General features: G+C 65.4%; 16 protein-coding genes. 9 read left to right on the top strand and 7 right to left on the bottom strand.

The window, feature by feature from the left end:
- Positions 1–64: 64 nt before the first annotated feature.
- Positions 65–679: an NYN domain-containing protein gene (locus tag GYH34_RS01105; RefSeq protein ID WP_036293925.1), complete on the bottom strand. Its 615-nt coding sequence runs from the start codon at positions 677–679 to the stop codon at positions 65–67.
- Positions 680–1,081: 402 nt separating this feature from the next.
- On the opposite strand from GYH34_RS01105, the gene rpoZ reads away from it, so the two are divergent.
- From rpoZ to GYH34_RS01060, 9 genes are all read left to right on the top strand, one after another.
- The gene (gene rpoZ, locus GYH34_RS01100; protein WP_018267087.1) at positions 1,082–1,465 is read left to right on the top strand and encodes a DNA-directed RNA polymerase subunit omega; all 384 of its coding nucleotides are present in this window, start codon (positions 1,082–1,084) and stop codon (positions 1,463–1,465) included.
- Between the two features lie 196 nt (positions 1,466–1,661).
- Positions 1,662–3,872 (top strand): bifunctional (p)ppGpp synthetase/guanosine-3',5'-bis(diphosphate) 3'-pyrophosphohydrolase, encoded by a 2,211-nt coding sequence (locus GYH34_RS01095; protein ID WP_161911985.1) that lies wholly within the window; start codon positions 1,662–1,664, stop codon positions 3,870–3,872.
- A gap of 28 nt (positions 3,873–3,900) precedes the next feature.
- Positions 3,901–4,653, top strand: coding sequence for a pyridoxine 5'-phosphate synthase (locus GYH34_RS01090; protein WP_161911984.1), 753 nt, complete (start codon positions 3,901–3,903; stop codon positions 4,651–4,653).
- Positions 4,650–5,045, top strand: a complete 396-nt coding sequence (gene acpS, locus GYH34_RS01085) for a holo-ACP synthase (protein WP_161911983.1) — start codon at positions 4,650–4,652, stop codon at positions 5,043–5,045. Before GYH34_RS01090 ends, acpS begins: the two co-directional genes overlap by 4 nt.
- A 125-nt stretch (positions 5,046–5,170) precedes the next feature.
- The gene (gene lepB, locus GYH34_RS01080) at positions 5,171–5,962 is read left to right on the top strand and encodes a signal peptidase I (RefSeq protein WP_036293915.1); all 792 of its coding nucleotides are present in this window, start codon (positions 5,171–5,173) and stop codon (positions 5,960–5,962) included.
- A 26-nt stretch (positions 5,963–5,988) separates the two neighbouring features.
- Positions 5,989–6,690: a ribonuclease III gene (gene rnc, locus GYH34_RS01075; protein ID WP_161911982.1), complete on the top strand. Its 702-nt coding sequence runs from the start codon at positions 5,989–5,991 to the stop codon at positions 6,688–6,690.
- Positions 6,691–6,865: 175 nt separating this feature from the next.
- Positions 6,866–7,765 carry a GTPase Era gene (gene era, locus GYH34_RS01070; RefSeq protein ID WP_161911981.1) on the top strand — a complete coding sequence of 300 codons (900 nt, stop codon included), beginning with the start codon at positions 6,866–6,868 and terminating at the stop codon, positions 7,763–7,765.
- 100 nt (positions 7,766–7,865) lie between these two features.
- Entirely contained in the window at positions 7,866–10,193 is a 2,328-nt protein-coding gene (locus GYH34_RS01065; RefSeq protein ID WP_161911980.1) for a UvrD-helicase domain-containing protein, read from the top strand.
- A 263-nt stretch (positions 10,194–10,456) separates the two neighbouring features.
- Positions 10,457–11,002, top strand: a complete 546-nt coding sequence (locus tag GYH34_RS01060; RefSeq protein ID WP_244635219.1) for a transcription termination/antitermination NusG family protein — start codon at positions 10,457–10,459, stop codon at positions 11,000–11,002.
- Positions 11,003–11,039: 37 nt separating this feature from the next.
- Here GYH34_RS01060 and GYH34_RS01055 read toward each other — a convergent pair whose 3' ends face one another.
- The 6 genes from GYH34_RS01055 to GYH34_RS01030 form a co-directional block, all read right to left on the bottom strand.
- Positions 11,040–11,474 carry a hypothetical protein gene (locus GYH34_RS01055; protein WP_161911979.1) on the bottom strand — a complete coding sequence of 145 codons (435 nt, stop codon included), beginning with the start codon at positions 11,472–11,474 and terminating at the stop codon, positions 11,040–11,042.
- Positions 11,471–12,823 carry an O-antigen ligase family protein gene (locus GYH34_RS01050; RefSeq protein WP_161911978.1) on the bottom strand — a complete coding sequence of 451 codons (1,353 nt, stop codon included), beginning with the start codon at positions 12,821–12,823 and terminating at the stop codon, positions 11,471–11,473. The genes GYH34_RS01055 and GYH34_RS01050 overlap by 4 nt, the downstream gene beginning before the upstream one ends.
- Before the next feature lie 18 nt (positions 12,824–12,841).
- Positions 12,842–13,360, bottom strand: a complete 519-nt coding sequence (locus GYH34_RS01045) for a hypothetical protein (protein ID WP_161911977.1) — start codon at positions 13,358–13,360, stop codon at positions 12,842–12,844.
- Between the two features lie 70 nt (positions 13,361–13,430).
- Entirely contained in the window at positions 13,431–14,753 is a 1,323-nt protein-coding gene (locus GYH34_RS01040; RefSeq protein ID WP_161911976.1) for a hypothetical protein, read from the bottom strand.
- A gap of 106 nt (positions 14,754–14,859) precedes the next feature.
- Positions 14,860–16,134: a sialidase family protein gene (locus GYH34_RS01035; RefSeq protein WP_161911975.1), complete on the bottom strand. Its 1,275-nt coding sequence runs from the start codon at positions 16,132–16,134 to the stop codon at positions 14,860–14,862.
- 61 nt (positions 16,135–16,195) lie between these two features.
- Positions 16,196–16,555 (bottom strand): energy transducer TonB, encoded by a 360-nt coding sequence (locus GYH34_RS01030; RefSeq protein ID WP_161911974.1) that lies wholly within the window; start codon positions 16,553–16,555, stop codon positions 16,196–16,198.
- Positions 16,556–16,697 lie beyond the last annotated feature (142 nt).

Raw genomic sequence — 16,697 nt, 5'->3', positions numbered from 1 at the left:
CAAGCGCGGACAGAGCGGGCAATCAGGGCCCGGCTCATCCGCGCAAGATGCTGACTTTGAAGGATCAGGCCTCGTGATCGTCGTCGGGGGCGCCGCCCGGCGTCACCGGCTGCGGCCGGCGCTCCTGGAAGCGCTGCATGCGCTCGGCGCGCTCGCCAGGATCGCGGCCGATCTTGCCGACGAGATGGATGAGATCGACGAATTCATCGGCCTGACGGCGAAGCTCGTCGGCGATCATCGGCGGCTGGGTGGTGATCGTCGAGATCACCGAGACGCGAACGCCCTTGCGCTGCACGGCCTCGACCAGCGAGCGGAAGTCGCCATCGCCAGAGAACAGGACCATATGGTCGATATGCTCGGCCATCTCCATGGCGTCGACGGCGAGCTCTATGTCCATATTGCCCTTGACCTTGCGGCGGCCGAGCGAGTCGACGAATTCCTTGGTCGGCTTGGTCACGACGGCGTAGCCGTTATAGTCGAGCCAATCGATCAGCGGACGAATCGACGAATATTCCTGATCCTCGATCAGCGCCGTATAATAGAAGGCGCGAATGAGGCGGCCCTTGCCCTGGAACTCGCGCAACAGCCGCTTGTAATCGATATCGAATCCGAGCGATTTGGCCGTCGCATAGAGGTTGGCGCCGTCAATGAATAAGGCAATTCGTTCCGGGTCTGCCATAGTTGTTGGTCTCTTGTCGGGTCCAGTATGGAGGGGCCGCCGCTTGCCGCACGCGCTGTCGACCCTACTGGCAGCACGCATCTCTACAATGACGCGAATCGGCTGTGATGCGAAGCCTTAACCGTTTCCGCTCGCCGCGTCGTGGACAGGGGCGAAGCCGCGAACAGTTTTCGGTCACATTACAGTCACGCACTTCGTTAAAGCCGTAAATCGACCATGTATCGGCGGTCGTCAAGGGGGTAGATGAAAATTCCGTCCAGAAATACTACAGCAATAGATGTCTCGACAAGCGGCTAGGGCTGTGCCGGCCGCGGCGGCCCGCGTGGCGTGCGCGCGTCGCGCATTGCCAGCGGCAAAAAATTAGTGTAGCAGCCCGACCGATCGAACGCTAGAGGAGTCGTCATGGCGCGCGTCACCGTCGAAGACTGCATCGACAAAATCGAGAACCGCTTCGATCTGGTCCTGCTCGCGGCGCATCGCGCGCGGCTGATCTCCTCCGGCCAGTCCATTCTGGTCGAGCGCGACAAGGACAAAAATCCCGTCGTCGCGCTGCGCGAGATCGCCGAGACCGCGCTTTCGCCGGACGATCTGAAGGAAGACTTCATCCATTCGCTGCAGCGCCATGTCGAGGTCGACGAGCCGGAGACCGAGACTGTGCCGTCGCTGGCCGCCTCGCCCGATTCCGATGGCGGCGACGCGCAATTCGACCGCATGACGGAAGAGGATCTTCTCCGCGGCCTCGAGGGTCTGGTGCCTCCGGCGGAGGTCGAGGACGAAGGCGAGTAATCGCCCGCCGGCGTTCGCCCGATCGTCCTGCGCGCCCGCCAAAAACGCTAGGGACTGGCGGCGAGCTGTTCTACAATCGCGCCTGAATGCGGCCGTCGGCCGGTTTCGGGCGCTCGCGCCGCCTCCCGTCCGATCTTCCCCGTGAGCTCCGCGACGCCCCCGACGATCCGCGCAACCCGATCGCCGGTCGACGCCTATGATGCGCCAATACGAGCTCGTCGAGCGAGTTCGAAAATATAATCCGCAGGTCGACGAGGACCTGCTCAATCGCGCCTATGTCTACGCCATGAAGGCGCATGGTCAGCAGACTCGCGCCTCCGGCGACCCTTATTTCTCGCATCCGCTCGAAGTCGCGGCCATTCTCACCGACCTCAAGCTCGACGACGCCACCATCGTCGCCGCCGTGCTGCACGACACGGTGGAGGACACGAGCTCCACGCTCGACGAGATCAATCGCCTGTTCGGCCCGCAGATCGGCAAGCTGGTCGACGGACTGACCAAGATCGAGAAGCTCGACCTCGTCTCCAAGAAAGCCGCGCAGGGCGAGAATTTTCGTAAGCTGCTGCTCGCCGTCGCCGAGGATGTGCGCGTGCTGCTGGTGAAGCTGGCGGACCGGCTGCACAATATGCGCACGCTGCATTTCGTGCCGCCGGAAAAGCGCGCCCGCATCGCGCAGGAGACGCTGGACATCTACGCGCCGCTCGCCGGACGCATGGGCATGCAGCGCTTGCGCGAGGAGCTGGAGGGCCTCGCCTTCCGCCATCTGACGCCGGAGGCCTATCAGGCGATCGAATCGCGCCTGCACGATCTGCGCGCGAAAAATGGCCGCATCATCAAGAAGATCGAGAAAGAGCTGACGCAGGAGTTCGCAGCGCGCGGGATTCATGCGGCCGTCACCGGGCGGCAGAAGACGCCCTATTCCGTCTGGCGCAAGATGGAGCGCAAGTCGATCGCCTTCGAGCAGCTCTCCGATATTTTCGGCTTTCGCATCATTGTCGACGATGTGGAAGATTGCTATCGCGCGCTGGGCATCGTGCACACCAAATGGCCGAGTGTGCCGGGGCGGTTCAAGGATTACATCTCGACGCCCAAGCAGAACGACTATCGCTCCATTCACACCACCGTGATCGGCCCCGGCCATCAGCGCGTCGAGCTGCAGATCCGCACCGCGGCCATGCACGAGATCGCGCGCTTCGGCATCGCCGCTCATGCGCTGTATAAGGATTCCTCCAGCGACGAGGGCAAGGAGGAGCTGGCCAAGGAGAGCCGCGCCTTCAAATGGCTGCAGGACACGCTGGAACTGCTCGCCCATGGCGACAGCCCGGAGGAGTTCCTCGAGCACACGCGGCTCGAATTGTTTCAGGACCAGGTGTTCTGCTTCACGCCCAAGGGCGGGCTGATCGCCCTGCCGCGCGGCGCGACGCCGATCGACTTCGCCTATGCGGTGCATACGCGCGTCGGCGATTCCGCCGTCGGCGCCAAGATCAACGGACGCATCGCGCCGGTCCTGTCGCAATTGCAGAATGGCGACGAGGTGGAGATCATCCGCGCGGAGAGTCACGTGCCGCCGGCGGCCTGGGAATCGCTGGTCGTCACCGGCAAGGCGCGCTCCGCCATTCGCCGCGCGACGCGCGAGGCGGTGCGGATGCAATATGCCGGGCTCGGCCGGCAGATCGTCACCCGCGCTTTCGAGCGCGCCGGCCGAGCGGTCTCGGACGAGAAGCTGAAAGCCGCGCTGCCGCGCCTCGCCCGCGCCTCGCTGGAGGACGCTTTCGCCGCCGTCGGCCGCGGCGAGATCTATTCGGGCGATGTGGTGAAGGCGGTCTATCCCGATTTCAGCGAGGAGCGGAAGCCCGCGCAGCAGATGCGCCTCGAGCCCGGCGAGCCCGGCTGGTTCGGCATGAAGTCCAACGCCAATGTCGTGTTCAAGGCCCCCGGCTCGCCCGACCATGCCAGCGCCATTCCGATCCGCGGCCTGCGCGGCGACGTGCCGGTGCGCTTCGCGCCGGAGGGCGGCGCTGTGCCGGGCGACCGTATCGTCGGCATACTGACTCCAGGCGAAGGCATCACCATATATCCGATCCAATCGCCAGCGCTCACCGCCTTCGACGATCAGCCCGACCGCTGGCTGGACGTGCGCTGGGACATAGACCCGGAGAGCCGGGAGCTGTTTCCGGCCTGCCTGGTGGTGACGGCGATCAACGAGCCGGGAACGCTGGGCGGGCTGGCGACGCTGATCGGCGAGACGGGGGCCAATATCGACAATGTCGCCTTCGCCATTCATTCTCCCGACTTTCGTGAGATGCGATTCGATCTCGAGGTCGCCGATCTGAAACATTTGAACGACATCATCGCCCGGCTGCGGGCGAGCGCTCTGGTCAGCAAGGTCGAGCGCGTCATCGGGTGAGCGAGATGAAAGCTCGGGGTGAGGAAACATGACTGCTCGCCGCATACGTCTCGGCGTGAATGTCGATCACGTCGCCACCATTCGCAACGCCCGCGGCGGCCTCTCGCCGGACCCTGTGCGCGCCGCTCTGCTGGCGATAGAGGCGGGCGCGGACGGAATCACCGCGCATTTGCGGGAGGATCGCCGCCATATTCGCGACGCCGACATGGCGCGGCTGAAGGCGGAGATCTCCAAGCCGCTCAATTTCGAGATGGCCGCGACCGAGCAGATGCTCGACATTGCGCTCACGACCAAGCCTCACGCCGTCTGCCTGGTGCCGGAGCGCCGCACCGAGCGCACCACAGAGGGCGGGCTGGACGTCATCGGCGGGCATGACCATCTCGTCCCCTTCGTCGACGAGCTGAGCCGCGCCGGCGTTCGCGTCTCCTTGTTCATCGAGCCGAGCGCGGAGGCGATCGACGCCGCGGCTTCGATCAAGGCGCCGGTCGTCGAGCTGCACACCGGCGCCTGGTGCCACGCTGTCGAGGTGGGGGATCACGAGGCCGCCGAGCGCGAGTTCGCCCGCATCGTCGCGGCCGCGGCCCATACGGCCGAGCGCGGGCTCGAGTGCCACGCCGGCCATGGGCTGGACTATGCGACAGCGAAGCGCATCGCGGCGCTGCCGCAGATCGTCGAGCTGAACATCGGCCATTTCCTCATCGGCGAAGCGGTCTTCGTCGGCCTCGCCGAATCGATCCGCGCCATGCGGCGGGCGATCGTCGAAGGCGCGGGCGCCGCATGATCATCGGCTTCGGCAGCGATCTCTGCGACATTCGCCGCATAGAGCAGGCGCTCGAGCGCTATGGCGAGCGCTTCATCCGCCGCTGCTTCACCGATGTCGAGCGCGAGAAATCGGAGGGACGAGCCGCACGTGCGGCCTCCTACGCCAAGCGTTTCGCCGCCAAGGAGGCCTGCGCCAAGGCGCTCGGCACCGGCATAAGCGAAGGAATCACCTGGAAAACCATGGGCGTCGTCAATCTGCCCTCCGGCAAGCCGACGGTCGAGCTGACCGGCGGCGCCGCCGAGCGTCTGGCCGAGATCGCGCCGCAGGGCGCGCGGATCGTCATTCACCTCACATTGACCGACGAATATCCGCTCGCGCAGGCCCAGGTTCTCATAGAGGCGTTGACGTGATAGACGAGCTTTTCGAGCGAGCCTGAAGGCGCGCGGTCCGAGGCTCGATGGACCGCGCGCCTTCAGGCTCGCTCGCGAGCGGACGACCCAAGAGCGGCTTTGGCCAACTTAAGGAGTGACGTGGTTTGAGCAGGAACGTCTCGGTCGCCGAACGGCGCGACGAAGGTGGATTGCTCGAGACGATCAAGGTGATCGTCCAGGCGCTGGTCATCGCGCTCGTCATTCGCACGCTGCTGTTTCAGCCCTTCAACATTCCCTCGGGCTCGATGATCCCGACATTGCTGATCGGCGATTACGTCTTCGTCTCGAAATACGCCTATGGCTATTCGAACTACTCGCTGCCCTCCGTGCCTTATCTCGACTGGCGGCTCGATCTCTTCTCCGGCCGCGTGCTCGGCTCGCAGCCCAAGCGCGGCGATGTCGTGGTGTTCAAGCTGCCGCGCGACAATGAGACCGATTACATCAAGCGCGTGATCGGCCTGCCGGGCGACCGCGTCCAGATGATCGAGGGCCGCCTCTACATCAATGGCGAGATCGTGCCGCGCGAGGCCAAGGCCAAGGAGAAGCACGAGGGCCGCGACGGCCGCGAGGTCGAGGTGCCGACCTATACCGAGACGCTGCCCGGCGGCGTCGCCCATACGATCATCGAGATCGAGGGCGACCACGGCTATAAGGACAACACCGAGCTCTTCGTGGTGCCGCCGAACAATTATTTCATGATGGGCGACAATCGCGACAACTCAACCGATTCGCGCTTCGCGCCGGAAGAAGGCGGCGTCGGCTATGTGCCCTTCGAAAATCTGGTGGGCCGCGCCGAGATCATCTTCTTCTCGGTGCAGAAGGACGAATATGCTCTGGCCTTCTGGCGCTGGCCCTGGACGGTCAGATGGGATCGGCTGTTCAAGCCGGCGCATTGACGCGGCTCGACGCAAAGCAGACGCAAATGGGAGCTCTCGGTCGGGAGGACCTCGCCACGCTCGAGGCGAGCGTCGGTCATGGCTTCGTCAATCGCGGCCTGCTCGAGCATGCGCTGACCCATGTCAGCGCCTCGGCGGCGCGGCCCGAGTCCTATGAGCGGCTGGAGTTTCTCGGCGACCGCGTGCTCGGCGTCGTCGTCGCCCACATGCTCTATGAGAATTTCCCGCAGGAGAGCGAAGGCGAATTATCGCGGCGGCTCGCCGATCTCGTCCGCAAGGAATCCTGCGCCGAGGTCTCTGAGCGCTGGGGCGTCGGCCCTTTCATGCGGCTCGGCGACGGCGAGGCGCAGACGGGCGGCCGGAAAAAACGCGCCATATTGGGCGATATGTGCGAGGCGATCATCGGCGCGGTCTATCTCGACGGCGGCCCGCAGGCGGCCGAGGCCGTGGTGCGCGCCGCCTTCGCCGAGCGCATGCGCGCGCCGGGACGAAGGCTGCGCGACGCCAAGACCGCGCTGCAGGAATGGGCGCAGGCCCGCCGCCTGGCCACGCCGCGCTACCGGCTCGCCGCGCGCAGCGGGCCGGACCATGCGCCCTTCTTCGAGGTGGCGGTGGAGGTCGAGGGATTCGTGGCCGCGCAAGGCGCCGGCGCCTCCAAGCGGGCCGCGGAGCAATCCGCCGCTCAGGCCTTTCTCGACCGCGAAGGGATAGAGAGGGAGGACGCGTGAGCGCCCCGACTCAACTTCAGCCCCCTCGCCCTGAGGAGCCGGCGCAGCCGGCGTCTCGAAGGGCCGCAGGCGCGCGCGCTGGAGCATCCTTCGAGGCTTTTTGCGTTCCGCAAAAAGCGCCTCAGGATGAGGGGATTGTATTCGCCGTAAGGCCAACATCGAAAGGCGCATTCTCGTGACCGAAACAAGCTGTGGCTTCGTCGCTCTCGTCGGCGCGCCCAACGCCGGCAAATCGACGCTGCTCAATCAGCTCGTCGGCGCGAAAGTGTCGATCGTCTCGCGCAAGGCGCAGACGACGCGCGCGCTGGTGCGCGGCATAGCGCTTGAAGGCGAGGCGCAGATCATTCTGGTCGACACGCCCGGCATATTCGCGCCCAAGCGCCGGCTGGACCGCGCCATGGTGGCGAGCGCCATTTCCGGCGCCGGCGACGCCGACGCCATTGTGCTGCTCGTCGATGCGCGCCGCGGCCTCGTCGCGGAGGTGGAGGAGATCGTCGCCAAGCTCGCCGAGCTCTCCGCGCCGAAGATTCTCGCGCTCAACAAGATCGATCTGGCGCCGCGCGATTCGCTGCTGGCGCTCACGGCGGCGCTGACGGAAAAGGCGAATTTCATCGAGACCTATATGATCTCGGCGCTGAACGGCGATGGCGTCGCCGATCTCAAAGCCAAGCTCGCCGCGCTGATGAAGCCCTCGCCCTGGCTCTATCCCGAGGACCAACTCTCCGACGCGCCGCTGCGGCTGCTCGCCGCCGAGATCACGCGCGAGAAGATATTCGAGCGTCTGCACGACGAATTGCCCTATCAATCGACGGTCGAGACCGATTCCTGGCAAAATCAGAAGGACGGCTCGGCGCGCATAGAGCAGACGATCTATGTCACACGCGACGGGCAGAAGAAGATCGTCATCGGCGAAGGCGGCCGCACCATAAAGGCGATCGGCCAAGCCGCTCGCCGCGAGATCGCGGAAGCCGCCGAGCAGAAGGTGCATCTCTTTTTGTTCGTGAAGGTGCGCGAGAACTGGGCCGACGACCCCGAGCGCTATCGCGAGATGCGGCTGGATTTCCCGAAGGAGTGATGCGCGCCTTCGCGGTCTCCACATTCGGGGCATATCGAGAATCGGACGGTGATTCGCCTTCCGTTCTCCTATATTCTCCCCGCTTCGAAGGAGAATCGCCTTGTCACGTCAAGCGCCGCCGGAAGACTTCACGCCGCTCGAGGGAGGGCTCGCCGCGCGCGCCGCTGCGCTCGCCGGACGGGGGCGCTTTCTGGAGGCGCTCAATCCCGAGCAGCGCGCCGCCGTCGAGACCATCGACGGTCCGCTGCTGGTGCTCGCCGGCGCCGGCACGGGCAAGACGCGCGTGCTGACGACGCGCATCGCGCACATACTCTCGAGCGGACGGGCGCGGCCTTGGGAAATCCTCGCCGTCACCTTCACCAACAAGGCCGCGCGCGAGATGCGCGAGCGTATCGAGAGCTTGGCCGGCCCCGGCGCCGAGGCGCTGCAATGGCTCGGCACGTTTCACGCGATCAGCGCGAAAATCCTGCGCCGCCACGCCGAGCTGGCGGGGCTCAAATCCAATTTCACCATTCTCGACACCGACGATCAGATCCGCTTGATGAAGCAGGTGCTGCAGGCCGAGAACATAGACGACAAGCGCTGGCCGCCGCGCGGCCTCGCGCATCAGATCGACGCCTGGAAGAACCGCGGCCTCTCGCCGGATCAGGTCCCCCTCGGCGAGGCGCAGAGCTTCGGCGACGGCAAGGGCAAGAGGCTCTACGCGCTCTATCAGGAGCGCCTGAAGGTGCTGAACGCCGTCGATTTCGGCGATCTTCTGCTCGAGACATTGCGGCTCTTTCGCGAGAACGCCGATGTGCTCGACGACTATCGGCAGCGCTTCAAATATATTCTCGTCGACGAATATCAGGACACCAACACCGCGCAATATCTCTGGCTGCGCCTCATCGCGCAGGGGCGGCACAATGTCTGCTGCGTCGGCGACGACGATCAAAGCGTGTACGGTTGGCGCGGCGCCGAGGTGGAGAATATTCTGCGCTTCGAGAAGGATTTTCCCGGCGCGAAAATCGTGCGGCTGGAGCGCAATTATCGCTCCACGGGGCATATTCTCGCGGCCGCCTCGCATCTCATCGCGCGCAATGAGGGACGGCTCGGCAAGACGCTGTTCACCGAAGGCGCCGATGGCGAGAAGCCCAGCGTCACCGGCGTGTGGGACAGCGAGGAGGAAGCGCGCGCGATCGGCGAAGATATCGAGCAATTGCAGCGCAAGGGGCATGATCTCGAGGAGATCGCCATTCTCGTGCGCGCGTCTTTCCAGATGCGCGAGTTCGAGGAGCGCTTCATCACGCTCGGCCTGCCCTATCGCGTGATCGGCGGCCCGCGCTTCTACGAGCGGCTGGAGATACGCGACGCGCTCGCCTATCTGCGCTGCGTCGCGCAGCCTTTCGACGATCTCGCCTTCGAGCGCATCGTCAACACGCCCAAGCGCGGATTGGGCGACGCCACGTTGCAAGTGCTGCACGAATATTCCCGCCGCGAGAGCGCGCCGCTGATGCAGGCGGCGCGCGTCATCGTCGAGACGGAAGAGCTGAAGCCCAAGCCGCGTGCGACGCTGCGCGCGCTGATCGCCGATTTCGATCGCTGGCGCAGCCTCATCGAGACGACGCCGCAGAACGAGCTCGCCGAGATGGTGCTGGACGAATCCGGCTACACGCAAATGTGGCGCGACGACAAGACGCCAGAGGCGGCGGGCCGGCTCGAGAATTTGAAAGAGCTGGTGCGCGCCATGGAAGAATTCCCCGATCTTTCGGGGTTTCTCGAGCATGTGTCGCTGGTGATGGAGACGGATGAGGCCGCCGATCAGCGGCGCGTGTCGATCATGACGCTGCATGGCGCCAAAGGGCTCGAGTTCGAGACCGTCTATCTCCCCGGCTGGGAGGAAGGCCTGTTTCCGCATCAGCGCTCGCTGGACGACAATGGCCGCGCCGGATTGGAGGAGGAGCGCCGCCTCGCCTATGTGGGCATCACGCGGGCCAAGCGGCGGCTGAAGATTTTCTTCGCGACAAATCGGCGCATTCATGGCCTGTGGCAGACGACTCTGCCCTCGCGTTTTCTCGACGATCTGCCGGCCGCCAATGTCGAGGTGAAGGAAGCCTCCGGCGGCTCGCAATATGGCTCTTACGGCGTGTCGCGCTTCGCCAATATGGACAGCTATGGCTCGAGCTATTCGACGCCGGGATGGAAGCGCGCGCAAACCGCGCGCGAGAGCGGCGCGAGCAAACCCGCCTCACGCCGCGCGCCGCTGACCATAGAGGGCGAAGTGCTGGCGAAATCCTCCGCGAGCGCACGCTTTGCGATCGGCGCGCGCGTGTTTCACCAGAAGTTCGGGCCGGGCACAGTGGTCAATGTCGACGGCGCCAAGCTGCAGGTCGATTTCGACAAGGCCGGACGCAAGATGGTGCTCGAGAGCTTTGTCCAGTGCGGATAATCACGCAGGCTCGGCGCGACCTCCACGAGGCGGCGGGCGTTTACAATTTGTTACCGGGCCGTATATGATCGCCGCATTGCGTCGACAGAAAGCGGATTGATCATGATGATTATCGAGCCGCCGCTCGTGAAGAGCGCCTGACCTTCCGACGCGAAGCGCGCGTCGGCGCATTCTCGAGTTCCAATCATTATCGCAGCCGGCGCGGTCTCCGCATCGGAGCGAGAAATTATGTCTTCGTCTCATTGCAGCAGTCGAGGTTCCTCATGGCGTCGTGTCGAGATATGGAAGATATCGTCGAAGACCTTTCCATGCGCCGCGCGCGCGGCTGGGCGGTGGTGAACACGCATCCTCACCGAGAACGTCTCGCCCTCGAAAATCTGATGCGGCAGCAATTCCATGCCTATTGCCCCTTCATGCTCGAGCGCGTGCGTCATGCGCGTCGCACGCGAGAGGTCTCGCGGCCGTTGTTTCCCGGCTATGTTTTCGTGGAGCTCGCGGCCGACACGCGCTGGGGGCCGATCTGCTCGACCTTCGGCGTGAGAACGCTGGTTCGTTCCGGCGAGCAGCCGAGCTTTCTTCCCGGAGATTTCATCGAAGATTTGAAAATAAGAGAGATCGACGGCGTGATCGTCGCGCCGTCGCGCTCCTTCGAGATCGGCCAGACGGTGCGCATCGCTGGCGGTGCGTTCCAAGACTTCGTCGCCACGATCATCGACCTCGACGAGCGCGATCGCGTCACCGTGCTGATGGAGCTGCTCAGCCGTCCGGTGAAGGTCAAATTGACGTCGGAGCAGGTCGCCGCCTGCTAGTCTGGAGACTGGCCTCGACACTCGTCGCGGGGAGATTCTACAGTGCCGCGTCCCGGCAAGGCGGCACGCCCATGGCGATGAGCGCTTCGCCGGAGAGCATCTTGGCCTTGTCGAAATCCGTGCTGTCGAGCGCGCCCGATCGCATGACCCACTCGCGCACGCGCGGGGGGTAGAAGGCGAGCATCTCGAGCGAGCCGAGACTGTCGGGGCGCGGATCATCGGGCAGATGCGCAGCGTGGAACCAGAATTGCGCGCCGGGCTCCACGCAGACATTGCGCAGGCCGAGAAAGATCGTGCAGGCGGAAGCGCAGACGCCGCGAATGGCTTTCGGCGCGCCGCGCGCGTCGAGCCGGCGCGCCTCGTCGATATAGGCGCGCAAATTGCCGCCGGCGTCGCGCGGCGTCGCCAGCGGCGCGCCCTGACATCCGGCGAGCATGAGAGCGAGCGCCACAGAGCCGCGCCGCGCGCTCATAGCTCGTGGACGAGCTCCGTTCGCCGCGACGCATGCTCGTCGCGGCGCGCGGCGTGGCTCGATTTCTTGAAGATGACGGCGCAGCACATCGCGAAGACGGCGGCGAGCGCCGAGGTTCGCAGCGGATAGTCGATCGTCGAATGCGCGAACAGCAGCCCGACGACGATGAGAGCGGCGAAGCGCTCTTTTCTCAATGTCGCACTGCCCTCGCTGAAATTACGCAAGGCGGCGATCAGCATCGCGGCGAGCCAACAGAGCACGAGCAGAACGCCGACGAGCCCGAGTTCCATCGCCAATTCGACAATATCGTTGTGCGCGTGATTGACGATCGCGGGGAGGATCATGCTCGTCGGCTCGTATAGTGGATAGACGCGATCGAATGTGCCGAGGCCGGAGCCGATGGGGAAGAACGCCTGCGCCGTCTCGAAGGAGACGCGGAGCACGGTCCAGCGCGTATCGGCGGCGATATCCTGGCCCGCTAACCGGTCGATGATTTGCGCGAGCCCGAAATAGGGCGCCAGCAGGCCGGTGATGATGAGCGCTGGCGCGATGACGAAATAGATCGCCGCCTTGTCGGCTCTCGCATGGCCGAGCCGGTCGCCGAGAATGAGCGCATAGGAGAGCGCCGCCGAGACGAGGCCGAACAGCAGGGCCGCGCGCGAGCCCGTCATCATGAGACCGAGCGTGAACAGCATGAACAGCGCGAACATCGCCAGCACGCCATAGACGGAACGCCGCGACAAATATCGCTCCAGCGCATAGGCGGCGAGCGGCGTCACCGAATAGAGAAGGGCCGCTGTATGATTTTTATTGACGAAGAGGCCGACGTCGGCGGCGCTGTAAAAGTGAAGCGTGGTTTTCGGGCCCTGCAGAACCTGCATCACCTCGAGCAGGACGGTCGCCGTTCCGATGCCTGTGGCGAGCAGCATCAGGCGTTGCCGCTCATCGGCGTGGCAGGACAAGACGCCGAGAAAAATGGCGATCGGCGCGGTCAGAGCGAGAAGGCTGATCGACGTCGCCCATGGCGCTACGGAAAGGCCGAGCCATGGCGGAGAAAGCTCGGCGATGCGATAGGTGTCGGCGACGGCGTCGCGCCCAGGCAGCAGGCTCCAAACCGAGGGCGCGAGCGGAATGAGCTGCAGCAGCGGAACGGCGACGGTGACGCCGAGCAAAGCCGTGATCCAACCGCGCCCCGCGAGGCTCCTGCCTATGTCCGGCAAGACGAGCGCCAGCAGCGGAAGCGCCGCGAGCTGAACAACGACATCCGAGACGCCGCCTTTCTGCGTCGCGCCGCCGAAGATCAGCGACGCCGCCAGGGCGACGCCGCAGAGAATCTCGGTCTTGCGCATGAGCGGCGCGCGCTCGCGTCAATTGCTCAAGGATTGCAGCAGCAGAAGCGCGGCGTTGCGCTGCTGATCGTCGTTGTTGTTGCCTGTGTTGGAGACGCCGACGCCGACGCCCACGCCAACGATGATCGCCGCGAAGCCGCCGGCGACATAAGGCCCCGGATCGAAAGAGCTCTCCTGGGCGACGGTCGCGGGATTGGACGAGACGCGCTTCGCGCAAATCGCGCCGTCGTTTTCGGCGATGGTCACCATCGCGCCCGCGTCGGCGCGCACCGCCGTCTTATCGCCGAGCGTTATGCTCGCGGAGCCTTCACGCACGAGAACGCGATCGCCGGGCGACAAGGACGCGGCGTCGCGCAGCTCCGTGAACGAGCCGCCGCGCGACAGAAGCACGCCGCCCTTCACATTCGTCAGGCGCGCTTCGCCGACGGCGCAGACGCCGCGGCGTTGATTCGGCTGCGCGCCGACGGCCGCGCTCTCGGCGTGAGCCATTTGCGCGCAGCAGCCGAAAATGGCGATCGTCGTAAAAATTCTCTTCATTGAAACCCCCGATTAGCCAAATCGCCCGAGCGGGGCGTGAATCGACGTTAGCATTGGCGCTATCGCCGGTCTATTTGCGGTCATGCACGATGGCGCCTGCCGCATTGCTCGAGCTAGACGCGCTCGCGAGACTTTCAACTGCGAGATTCACGTAGTGCGCGCTGCCGCTGACATCGGCGTCGGAAACGATTCGCACCGGAATTTCGAGCTTGAGCCATTGCGCATCGCAACCTTCGCTCGGCACCGTGAACTCGGTACGAAACACGCGCAGCGGAGTGGTCTTCTTCAATAGCCGCGTCGTCGCCAGAGTCTGCGACGGATTCGCCGCGCAATAGATTCGCCAGCGCAGCCCCAGCTCATTGTCGAGATCGTCGGTTCCAGCGGCGCCGGAGAATGCGTATCGCCCGGGCGCGAGCATGAGCATATGCCTCACGTGTCCGAAAGAGACGCGCGCGCCGGAGAATTCGACGCTCAGCGTCTTGCGTTCGCTTTCTTCGGTCAGCGCGATCGTCGCGCCGCTCGTCGGCGTGAATGTCCAGTCGAAGGGGAGATTAGAGACCGGATATTGAAAACTCTCATTATAGAGCAGGCCGAGCTTGCCGAGCCGCTCCTGTGGCAGATGCGCGAGCCAGGCCGCATAGGCTTCGTCATAGCGTCCGTCGTGCAGCAGCCGCGCCAGAAGCGGACCCATCTCCTCATCGGATGGAGGCGCCTTGGACGTCTTCAGACTTCCGAAGAGACGAAGCAGCACATTCGGATTCTGGATGATGGGCGCGAGCTCTGCGAGCATGGCTGCGCGCCAGGGCGGAGCCGCCGCCAGCTGCCGAAAGAAACGGTCCTCCACCGCCGCGCCGCCGCCCAGCGTCGCCTGCAAGGACGGCGCGAGCTGTCGCGCCAACGACGGACGCGCACGCAGCAATATGTCCAGCTCATCCAGCGCCTCGAGCAGCCGCCCATTGGCGAGCGCGCTGGTATAGAGCCAGACATGCGCGACGAGATCGATGGGCAGATGCGCGGCGGCGAGACGCAGAATGCGCTCGGCGCGCTCCGCGTCGCCGAGCCGCTCCGCCACTTTGCCGTAGAGCGACAAGGCGCCGGGCGCGAGCGGATCGACGGCGAGAAGCCGCGCCGCGATCGAGCGCGCCTTCTTCGCGCGCGCTTTGTCGTCTTGCGCCAGCTCGCGCTGCGCCAGCTGCATGAGCGTCGTCGGATCGGCGGCGTCGAAGGTCAGCGCCTTGCGTGGATCATGCGGCGCCAGCAGAGCGGAGAGCCCATGGGCGACGATGCGCCAGGAGAGAAAGGCGACCACGAGATAGGCGAGGATGTGTCGCGGCTCCAGCCGGCCGAGGCCGCGGGCGACGCTCTCCACGCCGAAGATGATCGATCGCTTCATCGAAGGCGGCGCTCTCGCTGCGCCCGCGGCGCATCGCAGGCGTCACCGACATAGCGCGCAGAAGGCCGAGCGATCTATCCGGTCTTGTCCGTAGGGGCGCGGCGGCTCAGCGCTTCGTCGCGAGCCCGGCGGTGGCTTTTGGCGCCGGCGTGGCGGCGTGGCCGCGCTCCAGCGCAATCAGCCGGTAGCCCTCCTGCTGCGTCAGCCAGGAGAGATAGGCGACGCCCTTGCTCTCGACGAGCAGAGGATGGTCCGACGCTTCCGCCGTCTGCGCCAGCACGCGCGGCGCGTCGAAGCTCTCGCCGCCGTCGCGCGAGCTCTGCGCGAGGATCGTCGTCAGCGTTCCGTCGAACTCCTTCCAGGCGCGATAGAGCTTGTCGCCGACGACGAGCAGCTGCGGACGCTGCGGCGCGCGCTCGGCGTCGCCGATGCGCTGAGGCTCGGAGAAGCTCTTTCCGCCATCCTCGCTGCGCGCATAGAACAGGCCCTGGCGCGTCTTGCCGCGCGTGAACCATGCGATGTGCCAACGTCCGGCGGCGTCGATCGCCATCGCCGGCCCCTGATGCGGGCAAGTGGTCGCCCAATCGTCGAGGCTGACGCGCGAGCCGGTCAGCGTCTTGCCATCGGCGGAGAGCTTGGCCGCCATATGGTCGCGGCGATTATTCTCGAACACATGGCGCCAGATGAAGACGGGCTGGCCGTCGCGGTCGAGCGCCGCGCCGATGCGGCAGCACTCGCAGCTGTGATCGAGCAGAATGCTCTTGCCGGAGAAGCTTTTGCCGCCATCGTCCGACCAGGCGACGGCGACGCCGCTGCCCTCGAAGCTCTCGCCGGCGGCTTTCGCTCTGGCGGCGTCGCGCTTGTCGAGCCAGGCGGCGAAGAGGCGCCCTTGGGGGCCGACGATGAAGGTCTCGAAGCGCTGGCCCTTGTCGTCGACGAGCGGCTGCGGCGGCGCGAAGCTCTTGCCCTCGTCGGTCGAGCGCGTGACGAAGACCGTGCCCTCATAGCTCTTCTCGGGCCGCGTGGTGAAGCTCGCCACGAGAGTCCCATCGGCGAGAGCGACGATCTTGGGCCGCGCCTCGCCATTGTCGTCCAGCGTTCCGGCCGGCGCCGCGATGACGAAGGGCGGGGCGAAGCTCTTGCCATTGTCGCTGGAAACCGCGCCATAGACCTTGCCGGCGCCAGAATAGGTCAGCCACAGCCGTCCATCGGCGCCGAAGGAGGGCGTCGCGCTGACCGCGCATTTGGGCAGCGGATCGGCGCAGGCGGGCGGCGCGGCATGGGCCATCTTGCCCATTTTCTCCTCGCGGCCGGCTTTTTCCTGCGCGAGAGCGCTCGATGCGGCGACGAGGGCGAGGAGGGCGAGCGCGGCGCGTTTCATGGCGATGTCTTTCTCAGCGAAGGAGGATCGGAAGCAATGGACGGCGCGCGCCGTCGCCGCGTCAGTGGAAGTTGAATCGCTGCGAGCCGTCGAAGGAGCCGCCGGGCGGCGGCGGGGCGATCAAGCCGGAGAGAATCTTGCGGACGATCTCCGCATGTTTCGGACTGCTCGACTGAGCGATCGTCACCTTGTCGACCTTGCCGGCGGCGTCGATGTGGAAGCTGGCCGTCGCCGAGCCGGGGCCGGCGGGGCTCGCCATCGGCGTGCGCTTGGCGATCTCGCTATAGAGCAGGCCGAGAAACTTGCTCTGCGAGAGGCCGGAGGGCGCCTGCGCCGCCGGAGCCGGACCATTGGCGTCGCCCGCGGCCTGAGCCGCGCAGGCGAGCATGGTGAAAGCGAGAATAAAGATCGAGCGTCTCATCTGGCCTGTCCTTCACGCACGAAAACGAAACGATAGCGCAGGTGGCATTGTCCACGGGGCGGAGGCGGCAGGCTGACTCGCGCCAGCCTGTCGCGCGTCAACGTCACGAGGCGCGCATCGGAACCCCGCAGGCGGGAGGAGA

The organism is Methylosinus sp. C49 (assembly GCF_009936375.1).
GTDB lineage: Bacteria > Pseudomonadota > Alphaproteobacteria > Rhizobiales > Beijerinckiaceae > Methylosinus.
This window is presented reverse-complemented; position numbering and strand designations above follow the sequence as displayed.